The sequence below is a fragment of the Mitsuokella sp. AF21-1AC genome (genome assembly GCF_003458855.1).
Classification (GTDB): Bacteria; Bacillota; Negativicutes; order Selenomonadales; family Selenomonadaceae; genus Mitsuokella.
In genome coordinates this window covers 56,321-81,938 of the sequence record NZ_QRVW01000004.1, presented here as the reverse complement: position 1 = coordinate 81,938, position 25,618 = coordinate 56,321, and the positions used below count along the sequence as shown (strand labels likewise).

Below are 25,618 nucleotides of genomic sequence, written 5' to 3'. Positions count from 1 at the left end.
GCAGCGCAAATATCAGTGCTGCGCGAGTTCTTCATTCATGCTGCCCGTGCGGTACCCGCGAAGATCCAGCGAGGTGTATAAAAAGCCGATGCTCTTGAAAAAAACCGCGGTTTCCTCCCGCAGATCGCGCGACAGCATGCGCGGGATATCCTCGGGCAAAAGTTCGATGCGCGCCATGTCGCCGTACGAGCGCACGCGCAGCTGCCGGAAGCCCCGCACCATCAGGAATTCTTCAGCCTGATTGACGCGTTTAAGCCCGTCGGGCGTGAGTTCCATGCCATACGGGAAACGCGAAGCCAAGCAGGCAAACGACGGCTTGTCCCAGGTCGGCAGCCCCAGCATATGAGAAAGGTCGCGGATATCCTGCTTATGGAGCCCGGCCTCATGCAGCGGACTCACGATGCCGAGCTCCCGCAGGGCACGGTGGCCCGGCCGGTAATCGCCGTCGTCGTCGAGGTTCGAGCCGTCGACGACACAGGAGAGGCCGTACTGCTGCGCCAGTTCCTTCATATGGGAAAACAGCGCATGCTTGCAGTAGTAGCAGCGGTCCGAGGGATTCTCTTTGACATGCGGCACCGTGAGGATGGGGAATGGCACGCGGTGAAATTCAATACCTTCCTTTTTCGTGAAGGCCGCAGCCTCTTCCACGTCGCGCTGCGGCACGAAATCGGACGCAGCCGTGAACGCCACGGCTTTTTCACCGAGCACATCATGCGCCACCTTGACGAGAAAGGTCGAGTCCACGCCGCTCGAGAACGCGACAGCCACGCTCCCGAGGCTGCGCAGGATATCCTGCAGCTTCTCATATTTCTCAGCCAGCTCCGGACGAATTGGTTCTTCCATGGATATTTCTCCTCAATAGTATAAACAAACGCGATGATGATGAATCTCAGGCCTGCGGCTTGATTAGACCATTCTGATAGGCCAGCAGCAGATTGTAAAGATCCGTGATCTCATCCTGGATGGCACAGCCCTGGTCCGTATCACCGACCGTGTTGTGGCAGGACTGGAGCTCGAGGGTCTCCGACACCGACTCGATATCGTGATTGGCCCGCAGGGCTTCCCGGACATCGGCAATCTTCTGATGCTGCAGGAGCCGGAGGCCGCGGGAATTGGAAATCAGGGTGTAGCCGGAGATACCCGTCTTGCTGTGATAGGCCCGGCAGAAGCCGCCATCGATGATGATGGCCCGGCCGCCTGCCTTCACGGGACTCTCCCCCTTCTTGACCTTGACCGGCACATGACCGTTGATGATATGCCCGCCCGCGCTGCGGGTCCAGGCCGAATTCCTGCAGGACGTGCTCACAGCATTCCACGGTATCGATATAGCGGAAATACGGGTCGGACGGCTCCTTCCAGGTGCTTTCATCGGAAATCAGAGCCCGCTCAAACGTCTTGAATTCGCGGCCCGAGAGCGGTGACAGGCGCCCGCACCAGAGGAAGTACATGAAGTCGAGGGCTTCCTGCCCGCCGTGCAGCCAGGCCGAGCGCGCCATCTTCTCGCAGAAATCGAACCAGCTGCGCCCGCGATATTCCCTGCCCGCATACACGATAGTGCGGAAGCTGCCGTCTTCGTTGAGCGGCACGCAGCCATGGAAGAGCAGATTGCCATTGCAGCGCAGATACATATTGCCCTTCTGATAGAGGTAATCCACATGACGGTGCAGCACCGTGCTCTCAAGGAAGTACGAGCGCAGATCGGCAATGATGGCCTGCTCGGCCTCCGTAAGCGCATAGACATCAGTCGTCGCGTTCGAGGTGTCAATCGTCGGGAAATACGCGCTTTCGAGCTCATACCGTTTCCCGTCACCGAGCTCCGCATACGAGGAACGAAAATCGATCCGGTCGAGCAGGCGGCGGCTCTGCATCTGGAAATCCGGGCAGCGGGCGATGAGCTGGCCTTCCAGCTTGAACATCATCATCGTAATGGCCCGTTCTGCCGCCTTGAGCGGTGCCTCATCAGGGTAAATGCGCGCGGCAAACGTCGTGAGCGGCCGCAGGCTGATGCCGTAGCCGCGCTCGAGTACATCGGTATTGTGATAGCGCAGGGAATTACGCACAACCGTCGCGATGCACGCTTCGCTGCCGAGCGCCGCGCCCATCCAGAGCACATCGTGATTGCCCCACTGGATGTCGACCGCGGGGTGCTGCATCAAAAGATTGAGGATGGCATCGGGCCGGTTGCCGCGGTCGAAGAAATCGCCGACGATATGCAGCCGGTCGACGGCCAGCCGTTTGATGAGCACCGTGAACGCCTCGATGAAATCCGCGCCGCTGTCGATCTGGACGATGGTGTTGAGCAGTTTCTTGAGATAAATGAACTGCGCCTGATCGGCCTCCGGCCGCGTATTCATGAGCTCGACGATGACCGAGGCATACCGCTGCGGGATGAAGCCGCTGACCTTTGAAACCGGATATTTATAACTCATGAGCTTGGCGAGTTCCAGCAGCCGCGCGAGATTCTCCCGGTACCAGGCCGGCGTCGCCCGCCGCGACTCGCGCATCTGCTCGATCTTTTCCTGTGGATAATAAATGAGCGTGCAGAACTCCGCTTTCTGCTCCTCCGTCAGCCGTGCGCCGAAGACGTAATCGACCTTTTCACGGATGACGCCGGAGCAGTTGTTGAGGATATGGAAGAATGACGCGTATTCGCCGTGCAGGTCGCTCATGAAATGCTCGATGCCCTTGGGCAGCGAGAGGTAAGACTGCAAATAGATGAGTTTCTCGTAAACGGCTTCCTTCGTGGGATATTTCTCTGCCATCAGGCGCAGGATCTTGCTGACTTTCTTGCCGGTGTTGGGATCGTTCAGATACATCATGCTGCATCGCTCCATTCGCTAGAAACAGTTTCTACCCTATCTTGTGCCACTTCTGTTTGATTCATCCAAGTCTTCCATCCGGATTTTCAGGCCATGTACGTGCGCAGTCCGTAGCAGAGCAGCACGGCCGCAATCGTGAAGAGGTATTCCGCCACGGATCCCACCTGGAAAAGCCGGATGCCAATCTTTTGATACGGGGTCAAAAACGGCACCTTGCCGCAGACCGCATCCTCTGCGATGTGCAGCAGGGCGCCGATGCAAAGGAAGATGCCAATGCGTGAAAGATCCGTCATGGGAAGATTCGCCAGTGGCTGCGTCTCCCAGTGCAGGATCAGCCCGATGATGCCGAGATACAGGATGGGCCAGTGCGACCAGCCGCGGTGGCGGCTGCGCCAGCGCCAGTAATTGCCGGAACGCGGATTGCCCTCCACCTTGTCCGGCAGGATAGCCCCCGCCATGCTGTAAATCGTCAGCAGCATATCATCTGTCGCGGCATAGACGATCACGCCCGTCAGCACCTGGTGATTGACCCATTTCATAAAAAAACGAAACCCCTTCCTTCTCATTTTCTTCTTTATCCAATCTTATCACAATCCTTGCACAAAATCGACGAAATTTATCGTCCGGACTGCGTGCCACAAGCCTTTTCCCAGTCCCCTTGGACGCGGGCAGGACAGTATAGTATAATGAATTGGTAATAACAGCACGCAGTACAAACGAAATGGAAGGACTAGAATGGACGACTATACTTGGAAAAAAACGATACGCAGGCGGCGCATCCATCGGAACCGGCAAGTCTTCGGGCTCGTCGTGCTCCTGATCATTGCCGCCATCGCGGGCACAGCCTGGTATTTTTACAACCAGCGCCACTCGCCTTCATACGCCCTGAAGGAAATCCAGGCCTCCATCGAGAAGCACGACGCCGATACGTTCCGTCATTACGTCAATCTCGATCTCCTGACCTCGCGCGCCTACGACGACCTCACGGCCGACCTCTTTTCCTACGACGCGACGCTGACCGCGGCCACCAAGGCTTCCTATGAGAAATTCTACATCATGGTGAAGCCGCAGCTCACGAGCGGTACAGAAGATACCATCTTGCGCCGCGTGGCAGACGGCAGCTGGACGATGCCCGAGGGGACCGATATTCTCAAGGGACGCCAGCTCGGCATTGACTACGAGCGCTTCCTCGAACGCACGCAGATGCGTCATACCTCCTTTGTCCAGTTCGGCAAGGTCGAGCGCGACGGCACGACAGCCACGGCGGAGATGACCGTAAGGGACGAGGACACCCAGACGGAGTTCACGCTGGAGCTCGCGATGGAGCAGGCGGCCGATGGCCATTGGCAGGTCACCTACATCAAGAATTACCGCGCCTACCTCGATGCCGTCACTCCGCTGCACAACAACGACATCGCCCAGTACATCGACAGCACGAAGGATATCGTCGCGGCCTATAACGAAAAATTCGAAGCATACAAGCAGCGCTTCACGGCACTTGCGAGCGCCGGCCCCGGCAATTTCACACCGGCCCAGAAACAGAGTCTCACGGCCCTTTTGCAGCAGGAGGTCATCCCGGCCCTGCAGGAGCGCCAGCAGAAGCTCGACGCCATCGATGTCCCCTCAGGAGCCCGCTACCTCGCTTCGCAGCGCCAGCAGGCCACCGCGATCACGATTGAAGCCTGGCAGCACTTCCTGCAGGGCATCTCCGATGACAACCCCGACGAGTTTGCCAAGGCCGAAAGCCTGCACAAGAAGGCCCTGGCCACCGACCTGCGCGTCGATGACATCATCCGCCATACGGCCGTAAGCCGCAACATCCCGAATCTGCCATAACCCGTATCAAAAAACTCCGCTCAATCCGGGCGGAGTTTTTTGATGGTATCAGTCACTGTCCTGATGGATCTTGTACATGGCCACGTACATGGTCGGCAGCACGAGCAGAGTCAGCACGGTCGCGACGAGCAGGCCGCTAGCGATGGCGACGGCCATCGGGCCCCAGAACGTGCTGGCCATCAGCGGCATCATGCCGAGGATAGCGGCCGCAGCCGTCAGCATGATAGGCCGGAAGCGCAGGACGGCCGAGTCGACGACGGCATCCCAGGGCGATTCGCCGTCGGCCAGATGTTTCTGAATCTGGTCGATGAGGATGACGGAGTTGCGGATGATCATGCCCGACAGTGCCAGGACGCCGAGGATGGCGACGAAGCCCATGGCTTTGTCGAGCAGCAGCATGCCCGCCGTCACGCCGATGATGCCAAGCGGTGCCGTCAGGAGGGTCAGCACCATGTCCCTGGCATTCCTGAGCTGGAACATCAAAAGCGTCATGATGAGGAAGATCATGACCGGGATGGGCTTGACGAGGTACTTCATCGAGTTGTTGCTGTCCTCAAGGGAACCGGCCTCCTCGATGGAGCAGCCGAGCGGCAGATCCTGGCGCAGCGTTTCCGTGGCGTCGTACGCCTTCTTCGTCGCGTCGTTGGCCGTGCCCTCATGGACATCGGCGTAAACCGTCACAGTCGGCATGAGGTTGCGGCGCTTGATGAGCCCTTCCTCCGCATCGTAGGAAATCTTGGCGATCTGCCCGAGCGGCACATAGCCGGCCTGGCCGAGATAGACGGGCAGGTCCTTGAGTTCGGCGAGGTTGCTGCGGTCGACAGCCGCGAGGCGCAGGTCGATGTCGATCGTGCGGTCGCCCGTGTAGAACTCAGCAGCCTTGGCTCCCGTGACCTCCGTGTAGATGGTCTTGGCGACACCCTCAGACGAGATGCCCAGCGAGCGCAGCTTGTCCTGATCGAGTTCCAGGTGCAGGACCTTGCTCTTCTCGCCCCAGTCCATGCCGATGTTGTAGTTGTTCGGATCCTTGGCCACGATGTCCGCGACATCCGCCGCGATCTCCTTGGCCTGCTCCACGGTGTAGCCCGTGGCCCGCAGCATCAGCGGATGGTCGGCCGGTGGCCCCGTCTGGATGTACTGGATGTTGCCGCGCACATCCGAGAACTCATTCTGCAGAGCATTCTCGAGCTCCTGTTTGAGCGCTTCACGCGCCTCGGTATCCTTGGCCACGATGACGAACTGCGAACAGTTGTCGGCCGAGGCCTTCGGATCAACGGTCAGCACGAAGCGCGGCGCATACTGGCCGACGTAATACGAGTAATTTTCCAGCTTATCGCTGTGCTCCTGCAGGAACGCCGACATGCGGTCGCAGACTTCCTGCGAAGCCGCCATTGAAGAGCCATTCGGCAGCTGCAGCTCCACGAGGATTTCCGGGCGCAGCGACGGCGGGAAGAATTCCTGCTTGATGAATTTCATCATGAACACGGAAACGGCAAAGACGCAGGCCGTCGTGACGAGCACGAGCTTGCGGTGCGTCATGAACCAAGTGAGGATCTCGCGGAACCAGGTATAGAACCGGCTCTGATACGAATCGATCCTGCCTTCCGCATCCTTCTTGACGTCCACGCGAATCAGATAGTAGCCGTAAAGCGGTGCCACCATGACCGATACAATCCAGGAGAGCAGCAGAGCCGTCCCGATGACGGGGAAGAGCGCGCTGCAGAACTCACTCGCCATGCCGTCGGCAAAGGCCACGGGGATGAAGCCGCAGCACGTGATGAGCGTGCCGGTCAGCATCGGCTTGGCCGTCGCCCGGAAGGCGTAGCAGGCCGCATCGAAGCGGTTGAGTCCCATCTCCAGCTTGACGCTCATCATCTCGACGGCGATGATCGCATCGTCGACCAGGAGGCCCAGCGCGATGATCAGGGAGCCCAGCGAAACCTTGTGGAGGTCAATGCCCGCAGCATACATGACGACAAAAACACCGCAGAGCACGAGCGGGATGCAGCCGGCCACGACGAGGCCCGTGCGGAAGCCGAGGGACAGGAAGCTCACGGCCAGCACGATGACGATGGCCTCAACCAGCGTCTTGACGAAATCGTGGATGGATTCATCGACGACGCTCGGCTGATCCGATACCTGGTGGATCTCAAGGCCGACCGGCAGGTCCTGCTGGATCGTGCCGATCAGGGATTTGAGATCCTGTCCGAGCTTCAGGATATTGCCGCCGTTTTCCATCGAAACGGCGATGCCGATGGCCGGCTCACCGTTGTAGAACATCTTCGGCTCCGCCGGCTCCTCGTAGCGCCGCTCCACCTTGGCAATATCGCCGAGCCGCAGGATCTTGCCGCCCGCATTCACCGGCATCTGGCGGATGGCCTCAACATCGTCGAACTGCCCCGTCACACGGATGTAGACATTGTCGGTATCCGTCTCGACCTCACCGGCCGGCGTCATGGCATTCTGCGAGGAAAGCGCATCGGCGATGACCTGCGGGCTGATGCCGAGCTCCGCGAGCTTCGCGCGGTCCATCTCCACATAGACCTTCTCTGCCTGCACGCCGATGAGCTCGACCTTCTGGACGCTGTCGACATTGAGGAGCAGCCGCCGCGTCTTTTCCGCCTGCTGGCGCATCTCCTCATACGAATACCCGTCGCCGGTCACGGCGTAGATGGAGCCGTAGACATCGTCGAAGCGGTCATTGTAATACGGACCGTAGACGCCTTCCGGCAAATCCTTCTTGATGTCCTCGCAGAGGTTGCGCACATCCTTCCAGGTATCCCGGATCTTGGCCTTCGGCAGCGTCTCATCGAGGGAAATGTAGATGACGGTCTGCCCGTCGCGCGTCTCGCTCTTGATGTAGTCGAGGCCCTGCGTATCCTGCAGGCGTTTCTCGAGCTTGTCCGTGACCTGGTCCTGCATCTCCTGGGCCGTCGCACCCGGCCAGACCGCCGAGATGACCATCTGGCGGATCGTGAACTGCGGGTCCTCCATGCGGCCGAGTTCATTGTAGGCAAAGATGCCGCCAATGGCTGTCACGATGATGAAATACCAGACGAGGACCTTGTTCTTCAGGGAGACTTCTGTCAGATTTCTCATTGTCCCGCCTCCGTCCGCACGGCCTGGCCCTCACGCAGCTTGTGCACGCCGGCCGTGACCACGAGATCCGTCGGCTGCAGGCTGTGGACGAGCACGGTATTATCGCCGAAATCCTCGACCTCGACGGATTTGAGCTCGACCGTGTCGTCATCCGTGACGACCCAGACCTGCGGCGTATCGCCCGTCTGGTAGATGGCGGAAAGCGGCAGCACGGCCCCCGGTGCCGGCGCACCGGCATCCGCCAGGGTCACGCTTGCCGTCATGCCGAGCTGCATGCCTTCAGGCGGCTGCGGCACGGAGACGCGCACCTTGTACGTGCGGGAAGCACTGTCCGCCATCGGCGAGATTTCGCGGATCACGCCGTCAGCCGTCGTGGAGAGCGCCCAGAAGGAAACCGTGGCCGGCATGCCTGTCTGGATGCCCTGAATGCGGTTTTCCGGCACGTTGATCTCAATCTCGAGCTCGCCGGTCTGCACGAGCGTCATGACAGTCTGTCCGGCGGCGACCACCTGGCCTTCCTCCGCCGTAACCTGGGAGATGACGCCATCCGCGCCGGCCGTCAGATTCGTATAGCCCACGGCGTTATGCCCTTGGGCAGCGGCCGCGAGAGCCTGCTGATACGTGGCAAACGCCGCATCGTAATTGGCCTGATACTGGTCGAGCACGGACGCCGCGACGGCGTCTTCCTGATAGAGTTCGCTGTAGCGGGCTAAATTACGCTGAGCCAGATCGAGCTGTGCGCGGGCCTGCGATACCTGCGCATCGCCCTCATTGGCCTTCTGCACAACATCCTTGGCATTGATGACCATGAGTACATCGCCGGCGCTGACCCGGCTGCCCGCCTGGACATTGCGCGCGAGAATCTGCCCGCCGACCTGGAAGGAAAGGTTTGTCTCATAGCGGCCGCGCACGGTACCTGAGTACGTGTCCTGATTGTTTTCCGTGCCGCTGCCGGCCTGCTGGGTCTTGACGAGCGGCGCCTTGTCCGCTTGCTTGGCGTCTTTGCCGCAGCCCGTCAGCAGTGCGCAGGCCATGGCCAGCAGGAGCAGCAGGATGATTCCCTTATTTTTTCCCAACATGTTTCCCTCCAATCGGATGGTCAGCCGGTATATCCTTGGCCAGCTGCGGGATATCCGCGCTGCAGGCCCGCGCCACGAGGCGGTCGAGCCCGCGCACGATCGTATCGACTTCCGCAGGGTCCATGCCCTCCACGAGGTAATCGACCCAGCGCTGGATGATATTGCGCAGGTACGTGTGCTGCTCACGGCCATAATCCGTCAGATAGACGTGCTTGGCCCGCTTGTCGTTCGGGTCCTGTTCACGGTAGATGAGGCCCTTCTGCTGCAGCATGTTCATCGTGCGCGTCACGACGGCCTTGTCAAGATACAGCATCGCCGCCAGCTCATCCTGGCGCGCGCCCTCATGGTCGAAGATGCGCAGCAGCATGACGTTTTCGGAATACGTCAGTTTCAGTTTGGCGCTGGCCTCAACGACAAAAATCTGAGAACGCCGGTGCAACACCGAGAACCAACGCCCGATATTGATATACTCATCCATGATAATTCCTCCCCTCAAAAGCATGCATCCACCTATCCCCTGGCAGATTTTCATTGCTCTCTCTTCGATTAAGTTGATTTAATCAATTATCATACATGCCCATTGTAGCATATTGGAACACCATGTTCAACAGAAATACGGTATACATAAAGAAATGTCATGTATTTTGCGACGCTTAACGTGTATAATGGAAACACTAGCATCGAAACAAGAAAGGGGACCTTTCATGCCTTACCCAAGAGTCGGACACATCAATTTCCTGAATGTACTGCCGCTTTCCTGGAGCTACGCACACGGCGCGGACCGGGAACTTGCGATCACGCGTGGCGTGCCCGCCGTGCTCAATAACGACATCATCAATCACCGCCTCGATGTCAGCAATGTCTCGTCCATCGTCTACGCCCGTCAGAGCGAGGAGCTCGTCGTACTGCCGGATGTCTGCGTCTCGACGGATGGCGACGTCGAAAGCATCCTTCTGGTTTCACGCAAGCCGATTGAAGAACTCCAGGATGACAAGCTCATCCTCACGGCCAAATCCGCCACGTCGCACTGTCTGCTCAAGATCATCCTGCGCCTCGGGTACGGTGCCATCCCCAATTATTATGTGCGCCACATCACCCCTGAGGACCCGATTCCCGAGGACGCGACGGGCTCGCTGCTCATCGGCGACGATGCGCTCTGGCTCTACTACCACCAGCAGCCTGGCTATTACTACTACGACCTGGGCCGTGAGTGGAAGAAGCTCACGGGCAAGAAAATGGTCTATGCGCTCTGGGTGGCCAGCAGGAAATTCGCCGAAGAATCCCCCGAACTCCTGCAGCTCGTTTACGACCGCATCCACCATGCCTTCGCCACGGGCCTGACCCATAAAAAAGAGGCCATCGAAGCCGTACTGCCGCATAAGCCGTTTACCTACGAACAGCTCGATCATTATCTCGGTCCCACGATCCGCTGGGAACTGACCGACGAGTATCTCGACGGGCTCAAGACCTTCTACCGGCTCGCACACGAGATGAACCTCATCGACCATGTGCCGGAGATCCGCTTGGCACACGTACGCCGCTGATACCAGCTGCCTCAGCCAACAAAACAAAACGGGTGAACTCACTTGCCGATTGTGAGTTCACCCGTTTTTTTATTTATGCCTCTGTCTTCGCGTGCAGCAGCTTGGCCTTGACGATGCGACGCACCGATTCATTGATGCGGTCTTCCGAAATCGTGCCGTCCTTCACGGCATCCAGCAGGCCGAGGTAAACATCCGTCTCATGCTCGTACTCGTGGCAGACCATGACGACATCGGCACCGGCTGTCACGGCACGCACGCCGAGTTCACGGAAGCTGTAATGCTTCGCGAGCGCCCCCATCTCCGTGTCATCCGTGATGATGAGGCCGCGGTAGCCGAGCTCGCCGCGCAGAAGATCCGTCTGGATGGCCTTCGAAAGGCTGGCCGGATTCTCGGCATCGTAGGCCGGATAGCGCAGATGCGAGACGAGGATGAAATAATCCTCGGGCTGGCGTTCATCGATGATGGCCTTGAACGGCAGGAGGTCACGCTTCTCGAGCTCCTCCTTCGAAGCCGCGATCGTGGAAATGTCCTGATGCGAGTCCACCGTGCCGCGGCCGATGCCCGGAAAATGCTTGAGGGCATACATCATGCGGTTCTTCTCATAGCCCTGGGACGCCGCCTGCACGAACTTGGTCGTCTGCTCGCCGTCAGGACCGAAGGAGCGCGCATCGCTGTCGACATCGGCCACCGGCGCGAAATTGACGTTGAAGCCCAGATTCTTGAGTGCCACGGCCGTCTTGTCTGCCGAATCCTCTGCCTTCGTCACTTCGCCGGTCTGGCCGATTTCCCGCTGCGACGGCGGCGGCGTCAGGAAGCTCTTGCCGCGCACCACGTCGCCGCCCTCCTCATCGACGCCGATGAAAAGCGGTACCTTCTGCTCGGCCTGCGCCTGCAGATCGGCAATAAGCTTCTTCGTCTGCTCAGATGACTCCATGTTGCGGTCAAACAGGATGACGCCGCCCATATGGTACTGATGCAGCATGTAGAGGCTGTCATCGTTGACGTCCGTACCCTTGACGCCAATCATGACCATCTGCCCAACTTTCTCCGTCAGCGACATCGAAGCAACGATATCATCGACCTGCTCGTCAAGCGTCTTTTCTTTCGCTGCCTGTCCCTGCTCTCCGGCAGAAGTACCACAGCCTGCCAAGAGTACTGTCATCCCCACAATAGCAGCGAATAATACTCCTAAAAATTTCTTTCGCTTCCGCATCATCCAGTCCACCCTCTCTGCGATTCATCACCCCTGCTCCGATGTCCCTGCCAGCGTGTCACCCACAAAATGGAACGAAGCCGTCATGAGCGTCAGAGAAGACATGATCGTCTCTTCCTCAGACGGCACTTCCAGTCCGCCCATTGCCTCGCGCAGAGCTTTCATCTGCAGAGGCGTCTGGTCGAGCAGCGGATAGATGCTGCCAATATAAATCATGATCGTGATACAGAAATGGCAGAATGCCTCGTCCGGCGTATCCGGGCACTGTTCATGCAGGATGACATCAAATGTCGGGAACGCTTCATACATGATGCGTTTATAGACCAGGATATTCTCATACCGCGAATTTTGCTCCAGCATAATATGAAGAGAAAACAGCAGCAGCAGGTTCTTATGTGTCAGCAGATGCGTGGCAAGACGATGACAGAACTCGTGCTGGGTGACATATTCTCCCTTGGGAAACATCTGCTTGATCTGTTCGTAAAACTCTTTGACATGAATGCCGAGCAAATCGAGCAGGACTTCATCTCTCGACCGATAATAGGTGTAGATGGTCTGACGCGTAAAAGAAATTTTCATGGCGATCGTCGAGAACGTCACCATCTCCAGTCCGCCCTCCACGAAGAGGTCCCAGGCAGCATCGAGGATTTCCTGCCGCCGTTCTTGAATCTGTTCCGCTTTGCGTGCACGTTGAAATGACATAACATTCCTTCTTTACTAACATAAAATTACATCTATCATTATAGTATAGAACGACCTCTTGAACAAGGTTTCCTGCCATGCATCGACGTGGCATTCTGTTCAAATAGCAGACGTTTCGCAAACTAATAGTTGACATTTAGCAAATTACATATTACTATAACATTAACAGCGTGATACAGGTTAAAAATCACCCATCACTAAATTGCCAGTAAGAGGCAAAACTCGTGAACACATCTTCTTTTCTTTCCCTCATGTCGTTCACGAGGCGCTTCTTCTCTCATAACCATTCTTACTATTTTCTATGCATTTGCTCCTGGATTTTTCCAGGAGCTCTTTTTTGTCTGGCCATCCGGCACAGACAGGATTATTAAAAATTCAATACAATCTATAATATAAATCTAATCGTTTAATAATGGACACTTTGCAAACTATGGATTAAGATAAGCTTAGTAGGATGTTCAAAAGAAGACCAAGGAAACATGGACACTTGCGAATGCTTTTGAATCTCCTGCAAAACTAACCGTTTTATCTTTATTTTAGGAGGAGATTCTCATGAAAAAGACTCTCGTATCTGCTTTGACGACGGCTCTCGTCGTCGGCGCTGCTTCCACGACGTTTGCAGCTGCCAACCCGTTCTCCGATGTACCGGCTGACCACTGGGCATACGATGCTGTATCCCAGCTCGCAGCTGACGGCGTCATCGAAGGCTATGGCGACACGACGTTCCGTGGCAACCAGAACATCACGCGTTATGAGATGGCTCAGATGATCGCCAAGGCTATGGCCAAGAGCGATGTCTCCGCTGCTGATAAGGCCCTCATCGACAAACTCGCTGCTGAGTTCTCCGATGAGCTCAACAACCTCGGCGTCCGCGTCAGCAACCTCGAGCGCAATGCCGACATGGTAAAATGGAATGGCCAGGCACGTTACACGTACCGCAGCCTGCGCGCTGAGGATGCAAACAAAGACGGCCACAAGAACCGCAAGAACTCCGATAAGCTGCTGTTCCGTCTCGAGCCGTCCGCTGAGGTCAACAGCAACTGGCATGTAAACGCCCGTCTCGATGCCACGACGGAGATGTCCGACGATAAAGGCTCGGGCACTAACCATGATGAAGATCAGGTTAAACTGCAGCGTATCTACGCACAGGGCAACTACGGCAACTTCCAGACGCAGCTCGGTAAGTTCGGCCTCTACACGCCGGAGCAGGGCCTTGTCTTCGACGATGAGATGTCCGGTGCCAACGTATCGTTCGGCAAAGACCTCAAGGCTACGATCTATGCCGGCCGCATCGATGTCAGCGATGACAAGGGCCTCTACAACGGCCTGAAGAAGGATGATGCCGCCAACATGCAGGGCATCACGCTGCAGTATGCATCCCCGGCCAGCAAGTGGACCGGCGGCGCTGCTTACTATCATCTGAATTCTGACGCATTCAAGAAGGTATATGAGGAAGGCGCTAAAGCAGTTGGACTGAACGACAACGATCCGTACACGAACAGCAACGACGAGGATAACGCCAACATCTGGTCCGCAAACCTCGGCTACAACTTCGATGGCACGAGCCGCCTGTTCGCCGCTTATGCCAACAACACCTCGGCTGACAACCTCGACAAGTCCTGGCAGGTCCTCTACAACTACAAGGGTGCTCAGGCTGAGAACAAGGGCACGTGGGGCGCTTATGCCGCTTACCGTTACCTCGGTACCTACACCTCCATCTTCGGCACGGAAGATGCTCAGGTAGTCGGTGCCAAGGGCTGGGAAGTCGGTGCCAACTACGCTCCGTTCCGCAACGTAGTCGCTACGGCCAAGTACTTCAACGGCAAAGGCATTGATTCCGACCGCGATGTAGATACGCTCTGGGGTCGTGTCCAGTTCTTCTTCTGATTTGACAAATATCTGATCAGACATACAAAGTCCCCCGGACATCGGATGGAAACTCCGATGTCCGGGGGACTTTTTTATTTCGATGAATCGCTTATTTAAAGAACATCGCGTAATATCCCGCCGCGAAGATGTAGAGCACGACGAGCGGCAGGATCCAGGTCACGTAGAAGCGGATCCATTTCGGGAACTTCATGCCGTAGCCCGTATCGGCTTCCTTGATGAAGTTATCCCAGCCCCAGCCGTAGCGACTCGTGCAGAACGCCAGGTAGACGAGACTGCCGAGCGGCAACAGGTTGTTGCTGACGAGGAAGTCCTCGAGGCTCAGTACGTTGGAGCCCGGCCCGAACGGCGTAAAGCCGCTCCAGAGGTTGAAGCCCAGTACGCAGGGCAGCGAGAGCAGGATGATGACGAGGATACCCCAGCGGATGATGACCTTGCGGTCCTTGCGCAAAAGCTCCAAGAAACAGCAGATGAGGTTCTCAAAGACGGCGATGACCGTGGACATGGACGCGAACGCCATGAACAGGAAGAACAGTGCGCCCCAGAGATGACCGAAGGCCATATGGTTGAAGACATTCGGCAGGGTCACGAACAGGAGGTTCGGGCCGCTGCCGGGGTTGACGCCATAGCTGAAGCAGGCCGGGAAGATGATGAGGCCGGCCATGATGGCGACGAACGTGTCGAGGATGATGACCCAGACGGCCTCGCCCGTCAGGCGCTTCGACTTGCCGATGTAGCTGCCGAAGATGGCCAGGGCGCCGATGCCGAGGCTCAGCGTGAAGAATGCCTGCCCCATGGCCGCAAAGACGACTTCCTGTACGCCGTATTCCATGACCTTGTTGAAATCCGGATACAGATAATACTTGAGGCCAATCTCGCTGTTCGGCAGCATGATGGAATTGACGACGAGCACGGCCATCAGCAGGAACAGGCAGAGCATCATCCACTTCGTGATGCGCTCGACGCCGGCCTCAACGCCGAGGTAGCAGACGCCGCCGCAGAGCAGCACGACGAGAATCATGCAGCCGGCCATCGTGACGGGGTCGGCCAAGAGGCCGCCGAAGACGGCACCGACGCCGTCAGCATCGAGCCCGTCAAAGGCCCCCGTAGCCATCTTGTAAAGATAGTAGAACATCCAGCCGGAAACCGTCGTGTAGAACATCATGAGCAGCAGATTGCCCGCGATGGCTCCGTACTTGTACCAGTGCCATTTCGTTCCCTTCGGTTCCAGCACGTCGAAGGACATTGCGGCGCTGCGCACGCTCGCGCGGCCGACGGCAAACTCCGCGACCATGATGGGCAGGCCGAGGATGGCCAGGAATACCAGATAAATCAAAACGAATGATGCGCCGCCATAAAGTCCCGTGATATAGGGGAAGCGCCAAACATTACCGAGTCCGATGGCACAACCGGCCGATACCAGGATAAAGCCGAGCCGTGTCGAGAAACTCCCGCGTGATTCCAAATTTCTCCCTCCATTTATAAGAAATACTTTTTTTACTGCCGGCCACCCTTACAACGATACAAAGTGACCAGTGTATACCTATTCATCTTACTCTACCAGATGATTTTTGTCCAGTCAGCAAAGCCCCGTGGATGCTCTTCAGACACGAAAAGGGCCGCGGGCGCCAAGCTGTATGACTTGGTGCCGCAGCCCTTATGGTCTGTCAGATTATGGACAAGCCCACAAATCAAAGTACCTTCTGCAGGTAAGCCTTGATCTCGTCGCCATCCTCCATGGCCATGACTTCGCCAAGGATTTCCTTGGCCTTGACGGAGCTGATGGAGCGGATCTTCTCCTTGACGCGCGGGATGGACGGTGCGCTCATCGAAAGCTCGCTGATGCCCATAGCCATGAGCAGGACAGCTGCATTCGGGTCCGAAGCCATCTCGCCGCACATGCCGGCCCAGATGCCGTTCTCGCGAGCGCTCGTGATCGTGCGCTGAACGAGGCGCAGCACAGCCGGGTTGAAGTGGTTGTAGAGATAGGAGATGTTCGCGTTGCCGCGGTCAACGGCCAGCGTGTACTGGACGAGGTCGTTCGTGCCGATGGAGAAGAAGTCAACGTACTTGGCGAGTACCGGCGTCATGATGGCAGCAGCCGGTGTCTCGACCATGATGCCCACCTGGACATCATCGGAGTATGCCTTGCCCTCATGCGTCAGCTCGAGTTTGGCTTCCTCGATGAACTCCTTGACCTTCTTGAACTCCGCCACGTTGATGATCATCGGGACCATGATGGCAGCCTTGCCGTAAACACCGGCGCGCAGGATGGCCTTGAGCTGCGGCAGGAAGAGGTCGCGGCGCTGCAGGCTGATGCGGACAGCACGGTAGCCGAGGAACGGATTCTCCTCCGTCGGGATGTTGAGGTACGGCAGCGGCTTGTCACCGCCGATATCCATCGTGCGAATGACGCAGAGCTTGCCCTGGCATTTCTCAACAGCTTCCTTGTAAGCCTTGAACTGGTCTTCCTCCGTCGGGATTTCCTGACGGCCCATGAAGACGAACTCGGAACGGAACAGGCCGACGCCCTCTGCACCGTAGTTCAGAGCATTGTCGACATCCATGTGCGTGCCGATGTTGGCCATGAGATCAACTTTGACGCCATCCGTCGTGACTGCCTGCAGATCTTTGAGAGCTGCGTAATGAGCAGCGAGTTCCTTCTGCTTGATAATCTTCTCATCGTAGCTCGAAATCTCCTCAGCCGTCGGATTGATGACGATGACGCCGCGCTCACCATCCATGATAACATGATCGCCATCTGCAATCTTGTCGATGCGGTCCTCTTTGTTGAGGCCGACGATCGTCGGAATGGCACGGGCCTTGGCGATGATGACGGCATGTGCCGTCGTGCTGCCGGAGCCCAGGAGTACACCGGCGATCTTTTCCGTTTCCATGCCGGCGATAACCGACGGCTCGATCTCACGACCGCAGAGAATGACCTTCTCGTCGCCGATTTCCGGTTCCTTGACGCCGAGGATGTACTTGGCAACGCGCTTGCCGACATCGCGCAGGTCAACGGCACGGGCAGCGAAATACTCGTCGTCCATCTGCTCGAACATCTGAGCCTGTTCCTCAGCTGCCTTGAGCACGCCCTGCGGAGCATTGCCGAGCTCATCGATCTTGGCGAGGATGTTGTCGCTCATCATCGGATCCTGCACCATCATGCGATGTGCTTCCATGATGGCAGCCTGTTCCATCATGTCCTGCTTCTTGAGCTTCTCGATGCTCTCGCGCAGCACTTCCGCAACAGCCGTCAGAGCATCTTTGGCCTTTTTCTTTTCCGTCTCTTTGTCTTCCGGCTCATAGTTCACCAGATAACCGTCCAGATTCTGGCCTGCGAGCATGATCTTGCCCATCGCGATACCGGAAATGACACCTTTGCCACGAATAGTTTCTGACATTTTCCTTTTCCCCCTGAAAAATAGCCTTCCACCGGGTCCGGAGGAAGGCCACCCACTTTTTGTTGCCGAACGGATTATTCTTCGCCGAACTTGGAAGCGATGAGATCCTTCAGAGCCTTGACTGCTTCAGCCTCATCCGGGCCGTCTGCGATGATCGTGACTTCCGTGCCCTTTACGAGGCCCATGCTCATGATCATGAGGATGCTCTTGGCATCGATCGTCTTGCCTTTAGCCTGGAGCTGAACCTTGGACTTGAACTTCGTAGCCGTCTGAACGAAGATGGAAGCCGGGCGGGCATGGATACCAGTCTTGTTTTCAATCGTGATCGTTTCCTGAGTCATTACAATCTCTCCAATCTTAAAAATGTAACACCTAAAACCTGAATGTTTCCCAACCTGTTCCAACAGGTCTATAATCAGCACTTATAATTATTGCAAGACGCGTGCCAACTTCTTTATACTGCTGGACAGATTATTTTATTTTTGCCCTAAACCCTTGTGGCAGAAGGGCTCAAGGGGAAAAATCTTTTTTCGTCTTTGGTATTGTTCCAATTTTATCCCAAACGTTTCGCTTGCGGTTATGGTAAAATTTACCAAAATCAAGATTTTTGTTGGTAATCTTTTCCTACGGTTGGTAATTTATACCAAGCCGTATTTCCGCGCCTTGGCGGCCACGGTCTTGTGGCTGATGCGCAGGAGTTTTCCCGCCGCATTGAAGCTGTTGCACTGGCGCAGAGCATTGGCGATGATCTGCTTCTCGTATTCCTCCCAGGGCAGGATCGTGTCGTCAGCGATGTTCTGGACTTCGCGCCCGGCGATCTCACCCTTGATGTAGGAAGGCAGCACGGCTTCGTTGATCTCTTCGGTATCCATGAGTGTAATCACGCGCTCGATGACGTTCTCGAGCTCGCGCACATTGCCGGGCCAGCGGTAATGCATGAGCATGCGCATGGCCTCCGGCGTGATGCCGCGCACGCGCTTCTGCGCCTCCGAGCTGATCTTCTCGATGAAGTGCTCGACGAGCAGCGGGATATCCTCCACGCGGTCACGCAGCGGCGGTAGCAGGATGGGAATGACGTTGAGCCGGTAGTAGAGGTCGTCGCGGAACTCCCCGGCCTTTACCATTTCCTCGAGGTTGCGGTTCGTGGCCGCAATGATGCGCACATCGACATGGATGGTTTCCTCGCCGCCCACGCGGTCAAATTCCTTCTGCTGGATGACGCGCAGCAGCTTGACCTGCATGTTCTTGTCGAGATCGCCGATCTCGTCGAGGAAAATTGTCCCGTGATTCGCGAGCTCAAACTTGCCGAGCTTGCGGCGCACGGCTCCCGTGAAGGCGCCCTTTTCATGACCGAAGAGCTCGGATTCGAGCAAGGCTCCCGGGATGGCCCCGCAGTTGACACGGATGAACGGGCCGCGGCGGCGCGAGCTCGCATAGTGGATGCCCTCGGCGATGACCTCTTTGCCCGTGCCGCTCTCGCCGCGCACGAGCACATTGGCACCGGAATCCGCGGCCTTGGACGCCAGGGCCAGCACATCGATGACCTTGCCGCTCTTGCCGATGTAATTGGAGAAAGCCTGCGCCGTCTTCTTCGTGCGCAGGAGTTCCTGCTCGAGGTATTCCGCCTTGGCCGATACCTGGCTCAGGCGTTCCATCAGAGTCTGGATTTCCGTGATATCCTTGATGACCGAGACGACGCCGGCAATCTCCCCGTCGACAAACAGCGGGTTGACGTTCGCGACAACGGTCGTGCCATCTTTCTTGTGGCTGATGCTGCCGATGCGCGCCACGCCCGAGCGCAGTACGCCCGAGCGGTTGCCGTTCGGAGCCGTCTCAAAGACGTTCTGCCCGATGACCATTTCCGGCGTCTTGTGCACGATGCGCAGGTAGGAGGGATTGACGTATGTGATCTCTCCCGTGCGGTCCACGACGCAGATGCCGTCCTGCACGGCCTCCAGGATCAGCTGCAGGCGTTCCTGGATCAGTGCGTTCTCATGCAGCAGCTTGTCCACGCCGTGGATTTCCGCCGCCTCATGCATCTCGAAATCACCTTCGAGGAAACGCACCATCTCAAGCACAGCCTGCCGGCCGTTGTCACCTTCGGCCGAGACAAAGACCGAGTCGCCGCGGTTGACCTTGAGCGCGATGAGCTTCATGAGGCTGTGCATCTCACAGCGCTCACTGCGCTCGCTGCGCAGGAACAGATGGCAGTCGTAGCGCTTCGACAGTTCCTGCGCCCGCTGCACGATCATGGCCGCCACGCGGGCATGGATGCCGCCCTCATCATGGATGACGGCTTCCTTTTCGTATATCATGGTAATCGTCCTTTCTGATAGTTTCTATTATACTATAAAACGATACCAAAATCTTCTCCCATCGCGCAGAAATCAGATTTTCTCTTTCGAATACGAACGATCAAAATCGAATACATTACCATGCCAGCGATCCCATTTGCATACAGTCAGATTCACATCATAGACAAATATTCGAGAAAAACAAAAAAGATGTTGACAAGTTTACATAGCAGCGTTATGATAAGACACGTAATCAAGAACAACAGTCCTTACATCAAAAACAGCCGATGACAGGAAAGAGTAAGTTTCCCACGCTGATGCATAGCGAGCCGGGTATGGTGAAAGCCGGAGATGAGCAGGAAGCCGAAAATCATCCTCGAGGTATGGCGCTGAACCAAAAGTAAGCGGCCACGACTGCTCCCCGTTACAGGAGCCGCGTATGATGGTACGTCGTGAATCGAATACCTGAGTACGTCAGAGCGTCGTGCTTTTGCACGAAACTTGGGTGGTAACGCGGAAATCAAATCCGTCCCTTTCAAAGGGACGGATTTTTTATTTTCAGCAAAAGCTTTTATTCTTTCTATTTTCCCTGGAGGTATCATTATGGAACACGCAGCAAACGTTGATTTCGCACGACTGAAACGGGCACGTGACTGGCGCATCATCCTGCCGGTCTTCCTCGTCTCAATCATCGCCTGCATTGATCGCGTCAATCTCGCGTATGCCAAGCTCACGATGACAGCCGATCTGCCGTGGATAACGCCGGAAGTCTTCGGCATGGGCGCCGGCATCTTCTTTGTCGGCTATCTGATTTTCGAGATCCCGGGCTCACTCGTAGCCTCCCATTTCTCCGCAACGAAATGGATCTCGCGCATCATGTTCACCTGGGGCCTTGTCTGCATCTTCATGGCCTTCGTGACGACGGAGTTCCAATTCTTTCTCTGCCGGTTCCTGCTGGGCGCCTCGGAAGCCAGCCTCTACCCCGTCATCTACTCGGTGCTCTTCCCGCGCTGGTTCACGGCAGGTGAAAGAGCGCGCGCCACGAGCCTCATGCTGACGTCGCTGCTGCTCTCGAACATCATCGGTGCACCGCTTGCCGGCGTACTGCTTGAAAGCTCCTTCTTCGGCATGCACGGCTGGCAGGAACTCTTCATCCTCGAAGCCATCCCGGCTCTCGCCTTCGCTGTTTTCTTCTTCTTCTGCGTCAAGGATCGTCCGGACCAAGTTGGCTGGCTCACGGATGCTGAAAAGGAATATCTGACGGACAACTTCAAGAAAGAACAGGCTGCCATGCAGGCCCGCAAGAAATACACGGTTCTCCAGGCCTTCCATGATCCGAAAGTCCTCAAGCTCTGCCTCATCTATTTCCTCTGGGTCGTTGGTTTCTGGGGCTTCTACTTCTGGATGCCGACTGTTCTCAAGGAACTTTCCGGCCTCTCCACTTCCCTGCTCGGCGGTGCAATCGCCATCCCGATGACGGCGGCTCTCATCGTGCAGCTCATCATCAGTAAGACAGCTACGAAGACGGGCGATAAGGTCTGGCATGTAGCCGGCACGCTCTTCGTCGGTGCTGTTGGCCTCGGCCTCTCCCCGTTCGCTCAGAGCCTGCCTGTCGCACTCGCACTCGTCTGCCTCTCCGCTATCGGCATCCACGCCGCCATGGGCGTCTGGTGGACAATCCCGACGACGTTCCTCACGGGTCCTGCGGCTGCTGGTTCCGTCGCTCTCATCAATTCCTGCGGCAATCTCGGCGGCTGGGTCGGACCGAACATGATGGCCTGGGTCAAAGTCAACACGGGTTCCTTCGCTGCCGGCTACTACATCATGGGTGCGGCAATGCTCGTCTCCGGCCTGCTCGTGCTGACCATCCAGTACAAGCTCAACGGCCAGCGCAAGGATGTCTTCGCTGCAGAAAAAGTCCAGTCTGAAAACGCCAAGCTCGAAGCCGAGGCGTAATGTTTCCTCATGAACTTGCGGTTCACCTGACAGGTGAGCCGCTTTTTCTATGCGGCATGGCATAATAATACCCCTCAGACAGGACAGTCTATTTGGAGGCTGTCCTATCTGAGGGGTATCGTATTGTTTTTTAAGTATCTTTATAACAGATTCTTATTGACTTTGACGACGACCTTGCGGACTGTCATCGGCTTGCCCGATGCGCAGGCCGGGCGATGTACATCCTCGGGGAAGAAAATGCTGAAGCAGCCGGGGCGCGCCTCGATGAAGCTCTCGTTCTCCACTTCCTTGTAGAAGATCAGGTCGCGTTCATCAAAACGCTCTGCCACTTCGTAATTGCCCGTATCCGGCGTGAAGCCCAGCTTCTCCTGTCCGGAAGCCAGGAACTGCACATCGACAAATTTCTCATGAACTTCGGGGCGCTGCTCCTCAACAGGCTTCGTCTCTGCATCAAAGACCTGTGCATAGATGTCCTTGCCCTGAATCTCATAGACGCCCGGCGCCATCTTCGTGAAGTCATGGGCTTTCAGATAGTCAAGAGCCTTCTCGATGGCCGCTGGAAAGGCAACGCTTCTCTTATTTACACCGATTGATGAAAAAATCATGCTATCAATCCTCCCACCTCATTTTAACAGATGCTGGCGCAGGGCCGCAATACCGCGGATATCGTCTGGAGTCGTGCGGCAGCAGCCGCCAATGAGGCGCGCGCCGGCCTCGTACCACTGGCGCACATAGCCGTGATACGGCACCTCGCTGCCATGCCAGGTCTTGGTCACGGCATCGTACGTCTCACCCGTATTCGGATAGACGACGACGGGCTTGGCCGTATGCGCATGGATGCGCTTGACCAGCGATGCCACATACTGCGGCGCCGTGCAGTTGACACCGATGGCAGCCACCTGCGGGTTCTTGTCAAGCAGCCGCGCACAATCCGCCACATCATCGCCGCCGCACGTATGCATTTCATCGGCACAGGAGAAGGATACCCAGGCATCGGCTTCCGGATGATGCTTGAGGTCATCGAGCACGGCGAGGGCTTCTTCGAGCAGCGGCATTGTCTCAACGGCAAGGATATCGGGCTTGGCCCCGACGAGCAGGCTCAGCCGCTCGGCATGAAAGTCAGCGAGTTCCGCACGGCTCGCGCGGTAATCGCCGCGATACTCCGAGCCATCGGCCAGATAAGCCCCGTAAGGGCCGACGGAAGCAGCCGCGAGCGGCCGCGGGCGATCCTTGCCTACAGGCTGCGTCTGCAGGAAGATGTCCCGCGCCTGCTGCACGAGCTGTACGGAGCGCACGATGAGCTCCTTTGCCTGCTCACGCGTGAAGCCCTTCTTCTCAAAGCCTTCGACCGTCGCCTGATAGCTCGCACTCGTCGAGACGTCGGCGCCGGCCGCATAGTAATCGTAATGGACATCCCGGACGAGCTCAGGCTGCTCAAACAGTGCCTTGGCCGACCAGAGCGCATCATTCGTATCGAAGCCGCGCCGCGCGAGCTCCGTACCAAAAGCACCGTCAAGCACGATCAGAGGATACTTCTGCAGATACGATTCAAGCACATTCATTCGTCCCATCTCCTTCCCCACCTATCGTCATTCATCCTGAAGCAGTTCGGCTGGCGGCTCCTTGCCGAACCATTTCTTGTAGATTTCCGTGAATTTGCCGTTCTTTTTGATCTTGGCCAGGCCATCATCAATCTTGTTGAGCAATTCCGCATTGCCCTTGAGTACGGCAATGCCGAGGTCCTCGCGCGTCAGGGCGAGTTCTGCCGTGCGCACTCCCTGCCCACCCGTATGGCTGACATAGTATTCATTCGTCGGGATATCGTTGATGACGGCATCAACGCCGCCGTTCTGCACCTCGAGAAAGGCCTCATTGATGGCATTGAACACGCGGACATTCGCTCCCGGGATCTTGCGGGCAGCCTCCTCACCGGTCGAACCAATGGAAACGCCGAGCGTCTTGCCCTCGAGGTCCTTGGCCGTATGGATCGTATCGTTGTCCGCCTTGACCACGGCACCGAGGCCGGCAATGTAGTAACGCTTCGAAAAATCGACATTCTGACGTCGTTCGTCCGTGATCGTGATATCATTGATGGCCACATCGATATCATGTGACTGCAAAGCCGGGATCAGGCCATCGAAGGAACGGTTGCTGATCTGGACCTCAAAGCCTTCCTGCTCACCGATGGCGCGGATGATGTCGACATCGTAACCGACGTAATCCTGCGTGTCCTGATCCTGTGAGCCAAACGGCGGATAACTCGCATCCATGCCCACGCGCAGGACCTGCTTGCCGGAAGACGCATCCGAACCCGCATTACCGCCGCATCCCGCCACCAAGACTCCCGCCAGGAGCAACACTCCCAGCAAAGCAAACCATCGTTTCATATCGCACGCACCTTCCCGTTTCTATCGTCAGCAATCATGTAACTATGTAAACACTTACGATCAGTCTACCTTACAAAAGTATACTTTGTCAATATGTTTTCCTGTATATTCTAAATCCATCCTATTTATGTTCTAAAAAAAGTCCCTGCGAACATTTGCAGGGACTTTTTAGAAATAACATATGCAGTTTAAAGAGCTGCGACGAGGGATTGGCCGAGGGCTTCGCAATTGGCGAGGTCTTCGTCGGAAGGAGAATTCTCAACGGCCAGGCCGTCGCCTACGAGTTTGGCACCGTCGCCGCGCGCGCGCTCGGCCCACTCCTCCATCCAGGCACCGCCGCCCCAGCCGTAGGAGCCGAACAGGCCGACGGGAACGCCAGAGAGCTTATCCTCAACGGATGCAAAGAACGGCTCATAGGAACCTTCTTCAAGGACCTCATCGCCCATTGCCGGACAGCCGAACAGGAAGCCGTCGTATTCGCCGAACTTCTCTACCGGGAACGATTCGACCTCAAAAAGATCCACCGCAGCACCGGCTTTCTCTGCACCAGCCTTGACAGACTGCGCCATTTCCTCCGTATTGCCCGTACCGCTCCAATAGATGACTGCTACTTTGCTCATGGTAAAACCTCCTGTTTTGACTGTTTTCTACGAAATGGCCTGCACGAGATCCGGAAATGCACACCCCTTCTCAAGGCGGGAACAGAATTCCTCGCTGCAGCGGGCGTAACGCGCAAAGAGCGCTCTCGTTTCCTGTTCATTCGCGTAAACCTTCCAATAGCCACTATAACAAAAATTTTTTCCCTTGTATGTGATAAATCCTACAACATCTTCGACTGGGTAGTCGAGGAAGAGCCCGATTTCATGCGGAAAAGATTTTTGCAGGCGCATGCGGGCCTGCAGATGTTCGAGACAGCCTTGAAGGCTGCTCTCACGGGTATAGCCGTACTGCGCGAGCACGGCCCAGGCCGCTTCATCCTGCAGCCGCCGCCATAGCACAGCCGGGCGATAGAACAGCAGGAGCACGAATTCCTCACCCTCCACCACGCGGAAGACCTCAATGCCCTTGCAGTTCAGGCACGGTTCATACTCGGCCAGCAAAGCATCGAAGTCCTCAAAGGCGCTGCGGCGAAACGACAGCAGACAGGCTGCCTTGATACCGACAAACAACGGTGCTGCATGAAAGCCGAGCAGCTGCTCGAATCCTTTCCGCCCCAAAATTATCCCTCCTCAGCAAAAGCCAATCATCAGCCAGGATTTTCCCTGTTTGTATTATATTGCAAATAATTCTTATTTGCAATATATCGCGAGAAATTTTTCAGGAATGTGTGACAGGTGTCTAGGAGTCGAAGACATTTGATGATATAATGTTTCATATGGTGTATGGAATGTGCCAGCC

General features: G+C 56.6%; 20 protein-coding genes, 1 pseudogene and 1 other annotated feature. Of the genes and pseudogenes, 4 read left to right on the top strand and 17 right to left on the bottom strand.

Annotated elements, in window-relative coordinates; all coding sequences use genetic code 11:
* Window positions 1-12: 12 nt before the first annotated feature.
* From larE to DWX75_RS02435, 3 genes and pseudogenes are all read right to left on the bottom strand, one after another.
* Window positions 13-843, bottom strand: a complete 831-nt coding sequence (gene larE / locus DWX75_RS02445; protein ID WP_118014612.1) for an ATP-dependent sacrificial sulfur transferase LarE — start codon at window positions 841-843, stop codon at window positions 13-15.
* Window positions 844-889: 46 nt separating this feature from the next.
* Window positions 890-2,816 (bottom strand): annotated as a pseudogene (locus DWX75_RS02440) (fructose-1,6-bisphosphatase).
* A gap of 89 nt (window positions 2,817-2,905) precedes the next feature.
* Window positions 2,906-3,358, bottom strand: a complete 453-nt coding sequence (locus tag DWX75_RS02435) for a metal-dependent hydrolase (protein ID WP_118014609.1) — start codon at window positions 3,356-3,358, stop codon at window positions 2,906-2,908.
* 196 nt (window positions 3,359-3,554) lie between these two features.
* Here DWX75_RS02435 and DWX75_RS02430 point away from each other — a divergent pair, with 196 nt between their 5' ends.
* Window positions 3,555-4,655 (top strand): hypothetical protein, encoded by a 1,101-nt coding sequence (locus tag DWX75_RS02430; protein WP_118014606.1) that lies wholly within the window; start codon window positions 3,555-3,557, stop codon window positions 4,653-4,655.
* A gap of 48 nt (window positions 4,656-4,703) precedes the next feature.
* On the opposite strand, the gene DWX75_RS02425 is transcribed toward DWX75_RS02430, so the two are convergent.
* Genes DWX75_RS02425 through DWX75_RS02415 form a run of 3 tightly spaced genes read right to left on the bottom strand, consistent with a single transcriptional unit; the run spans window position 4,704 to window position 9,311 of the window.
* Window positions 4,704-7,754 (bottom strand): efflux RND transporter permease subunit, encoded by a 3,051-nt coding sequence (locus DWX75_RS02425; protein WP_118014603.1) that lies wholly within the window; start codon window positions 7,752-7,754, stop codon window positions 4,704-4,706.
* Window positions 7,751-8,833, bottom strand: a complete 1,083-nt coding sequence (locus DWX75_RS02420; RefSeq protein ID WP_118014600.1) for an efflux RND transporter periplasmic adaptor subunit — start codon at window positions 8,831-8,833, stop codon at window positions 7,751-7,753. The genes DWX75_RS02425 and DWX75_RS02420 overlap by 4 nt, the downstream gene beginning before the upstream one ends.
* Window positions 8,817-9,311 (bottom strand): MarR family winged helix-turn-helix transcriptional regulator, encoded by a 495-nt coding sequence (locus DWX75_RS02415; RefSeq protein ID WP_118014597.1) that lies wholly within the window; start codon window positions 9,309-9,311, stop codon window positions 8,817-8,819. The genes DWX75_RS02420 and DWX75_RS02415 overlap by 17 nt, the downstream gene beginning before the upstream one ends.
* Window positions 9,312-9,537: 226 nt before the next feature.
* Here DWX75_RS02415 and DWX75_RS02410 point away from each other — a divergent pair, with 226 nt between their 5' ends.
* Complete coding sequence (locus tag DWX75_RS02410) at window positions 9,538-10,377, top strand: menaquinone biosynthetic enzyme MqnA/MqnD family protein (RefSeq protein WP_118014594.1); 840 nt, start codon at window positions 9,538-9,540, stop codon at window positions 10,375-10,377.
* Window positions 10,378-10,450: 73 nt separating this feature from the next.
* Here the strand turns inward: DWX75_RS02410 and DWX75_RS02405 are convergent, their stop codons facing one another.
* Complete coding sequence (locus tag DWX75_RS02405) at window positions 10,451-11,527, bottom strand: glycoside hydrolase family 3 protein (protein WP_233519437.1); 1,077 nt, start codon at window positions 11,525-11,527, stop codon at window positions 10,451-10,453.
* 90 nt (window positions 11,528-11,617) lie between these two features.
* A complete protein-coding gene (locus DWX75_RS02400; RefSeq protein ID WP_118014588.1) occupies window positions 11,618-12,292 on the bottom strand; it encodes a TetR family transcriptional regulator in 675 nt (224 codons plus the stop codon).
* A 552-nt stretch (window positions 12,293-12,844) separates the two neighbouring features.
* Between DWX75_RS02400 and DWX75_RS02395 the strand changes: the two genes are divergently transcribed.
* Window positions 12,845-14,179, top strand: a complete 1,335-nt coding sequence (locus DWX75_RS02395) for an S-layer homology domain-containing protein (protein WP_118014585.1) — start codon at window positions 12,845-12,847, stop codon at window positions 14,177-14,179.
* A gap of 91 nt (window positions 14,180-14,270) precedes the next feature.
* Here DWX75_RS02395 and DWX75_RS02390 read toward each other — a convergent pair whose 3' ends face one another.
* The 4 genes from DWX75_RS02390 to DWX75_RS02375 form a co-directional block, all read right to left on the bottom strand.
* Window positions 14,271-15,644 (bottom strand): sodium-dependent transporter, encoded by a 1,374-nt coding sequence (locus DWX75_RS02390; protein ID WP_118014583.1) that lies wholly within the window; start codon window positions 15,642-15,644, stop codon window positions 14,271-14,273.
* A 226-nt stretch (window positions 15,645-15,870) separates the two neighbouring features.
* Entirely contained in the window at window positions 15,871-17,583 is a 1,713-nt protein-coding gene (ptsP, locus tag DWX75_RS02385; protein ID WP_118014581.1) for a phosphoenolpyruvate--protein phosphotransferase, read from the bottom strand.
* A gap of 74 nt (window positions 17,584-17,657) precedes the next feature.
* Complete coding sequence (locus DWX75_RS02380; RefSeq protein ID WP_118014579.1) at window positions 17,658-17,924, bottom strand: HPr family phosphocarrier protein; 267 nt, start codon at window positions 17,922-17,924, stop codon at window positions 17,658-17,660.
* Between the two features lie 297 nt (window positions 17,925-18,221).
* Window positions 18,222-19,898 carry a sigma 54-interacting transcriptional regulator gene (locus DWX75_RS02375; RefSeq protein WP_118014577.1) on the bottom strand — a complete coding sequence of 559 codons (1,677 nt, stop codon included), beginning with the start codon at window positions 19,896-19,898 and terminating at the stop codon, window positions 18,222-18,224.
* A 257-nt stretch (window positions 19,899-20,155) separates the two neighbouring features.
* Window positions 20,156-20,414 (top strand) — a binding site (T-box leader).
* Between the two features lie 66 nt (window positions 20,415-20,480).
* Between DWX75_RS02375 and DWX75_RS02370 the strand changes: the two genes are divergently transcribed.
* On the top strand, window positions 20,481-21,833 hold the full coding sequence (locus DWX75_RS02370) for an MFS transporter (protein WP_118014575.1): 1,353 nt from the start codon (window positions 20,481-20,483) through the stop codon (window positions 21,831-21,833).
* Window positions 21,834-21,973: 140 nt separating this feature from the next.
* Here the strand turns inward: DWX75_RS02370 and DWX75_RS02365 are convergent, their stop codons facing one another.
* The 5 genes from DWX75_RS02365 to DWX75_RS02345 form a co-directional block, all read right to left on the bottom strand.
* A complete protein-coding gene (locus DWX75_RS02365; RefSeq protein ID WP_118014573.1) occupies window positions 21,974-22,438 on the bottom strand; it encodes a YhcH/YjgK/YiaL family protein in 465 nt (154 codons plus the stop codon).
* A gap of 18 nt (window positions 22,439-22,456) precedes the next feature.
* On the bottom strand, window positions 22,457-23,395 hold the full coding sequence (gene mmuM / locus DWX75_RS02360; protein ID WP_118014571.1) for a homocysteine S-methyltransferase: 939 nt from the start codon (window positions 23,393-23,395) through the stop codon (window positions 22,457-22,459).
* Window positions 23,396-23,422: 27 nt separating this feature from the next.
* Complete coding sequence (locus DWX75_RS02355) at window positions 23,423-24,220, bottom strand: basic amino acid ABC transporter substrate-binding protein (protein WP_118014569.1); 798 nt, start codon at window positions 24,218-24,220, stop codon at window positions 23,423-23,425.
* A gap of 188 nt (window positions 24,221-24,408) precedes the next feature.
* A complete protein-coding gene (locus DWX75_RS02350) occupies window positions 24,409-24,840 on the bottom strand; it encodes a flavodoxin (RefSeq protein WP_118014567.1) in 432 nt (143 codons plus the stop codon).
* A 27-nt stretch (window positions 24,841-24,867) separates the two neighbouring features.
* On the bottom strand, window positions 24,868-25,437 hold the full coding sequence (locus DWX75_RS02345; protein WP_118014565.1) for a DUF3793 family protein: 570 nt from the start codon (window positions 25,435-25,437) through the stop codon (window positions 24,868-24,870).
* Between the last annotated feature and the right edge of the window lie 181 nt (window positions 25,438-25,618).

What these genes read in the sequence shown, in the direction of transcription:
- DWX75_RS02375 (WP_118014577.1), bottom strand. Translation starts at nt 19,898, where the DNA reads ATGATATACGAAAAGGAAGCCGTCATCCATGATGAGGGCGGCATCCAT.
- DWX75_RS02400 (WP_118014588.1), bottom strand. Translation starts at nt 12,292, where the DNA reads ATGTCATTTCAACGTGCACGCAAAGCGGAACAGATTCAAGAACGGCGG.
- DWX75_RS02425 (WP_118014603.1), bottom strand. Translation starts at nt 7,754, where the DNA reads ATGAGAAATCTGACAGAAGTCTCCCTGAAGAACAAGGTCCTCGTCTGG.
- DWX75_RS02380 (WP_118014579.1), bottom strand. Translation starts at nt 17,924, where the DNA reads ATGACTCAGGAAACGATCACGATTGAAAACAAGACTGGTATCCATGCC.
- larE (WP_118014612.1), bottom strand. Translation starts at nt 843, where the DNA reads ATGGAAGAACCAATTCGTCCGGAGCTGGCTGAGAAATATGAGAAGCTG.
- DWX75_RS02410 (WP_118014594.1), top strand. Translation starts at nt 9,538, where the DNA reads ATGCCTTACCCAAGAGTCGGACACATCAATTTCCTGAATGTACTGCCG.
- ptsP (WP_118014581.1), bottom strand. Translation starts at nt 17,583, where the DNA reads ATGTCAGAAACTATTCGTGGCAAAGGTGTCATTTCCGGTATCGCGATG.
- DWX75_RS02395 (WP_118014585.1), top strand. Translation starts at nt 12,845, where the DNA reads ATGAAAAAGACTCTCGTATCTGCTTTGACGACGGCTCTCGTCGTCGGC.
- DWX75_RS02430 (WP_118014606.1), top strand. Translation starts at nt 3,555, where the DNA reads ATGGACGACTATACTTGGAAAAAAACGATACGCAGGCGGCGCATCCAT.
- DWX75_RS02420 (WP_118014600.1), bottom strand. Translation starts at nt 8,833, where the DNA reads ATGTTGGGAAAAAATAAGGGAATCATCCTGCTGCTCCTGCTGGCCATG.
- DWX75_RS02370 (WP_118014575.1), top strand. Translation starts at nt 20,481, where the DNA reads ATGGAACACGCAGCAAACGTTGATTTCGCACGACTGAAACGGGCACGT.
- DWX75_RS02365 (WP_118014573.1), bottom strand. Translation starts at nt 22,438, where the DNA reads ATGATTTTTTCATCAATCGGTGTAAATAAGAGAAGCGTTGCCTTTCCA.
- mmuM (WP_118014571.1), bottom strand. Translation starts at nt 23,395, where the DNA reads ATGAATGTGCTTGAATCGTATCTGCAGAAGTATCCTCTGATCGTGCTT.
- DWX75_RS02350 (WP_118014567.1), bottom strand. Translation starts at nt 24,840, where the DNA reads ATGAGCAAAGTAGCAGTCATCTATTGGAGCGGTACGGGCAATACGGAG.
- DWX75_RS02415 (WP_118014597.1), bottom strand. Translation starts at nt 9,311, where the DNA reads ATGGATGAGTATATCAATATCGGGCGTTGGTTCTCGGTGTTGCACCGG.
- DWX75_RS02355 (WP_118014569.1), bottom strand. Translation starts at nt 24,220, where the DNA reads ATGAAACGATGGTTTGCTTTGCTGGGAGTGTTGCTCCTGGCGGGAGTC.
- DWX75_RS02435 (WP_118014609.1), bottom strand. Translation starts at nt 3,358, where the DNA reads ATGAAATGGGTCAATCACCAGGTGCTGACGGGCGTGATCGTCTATGCC.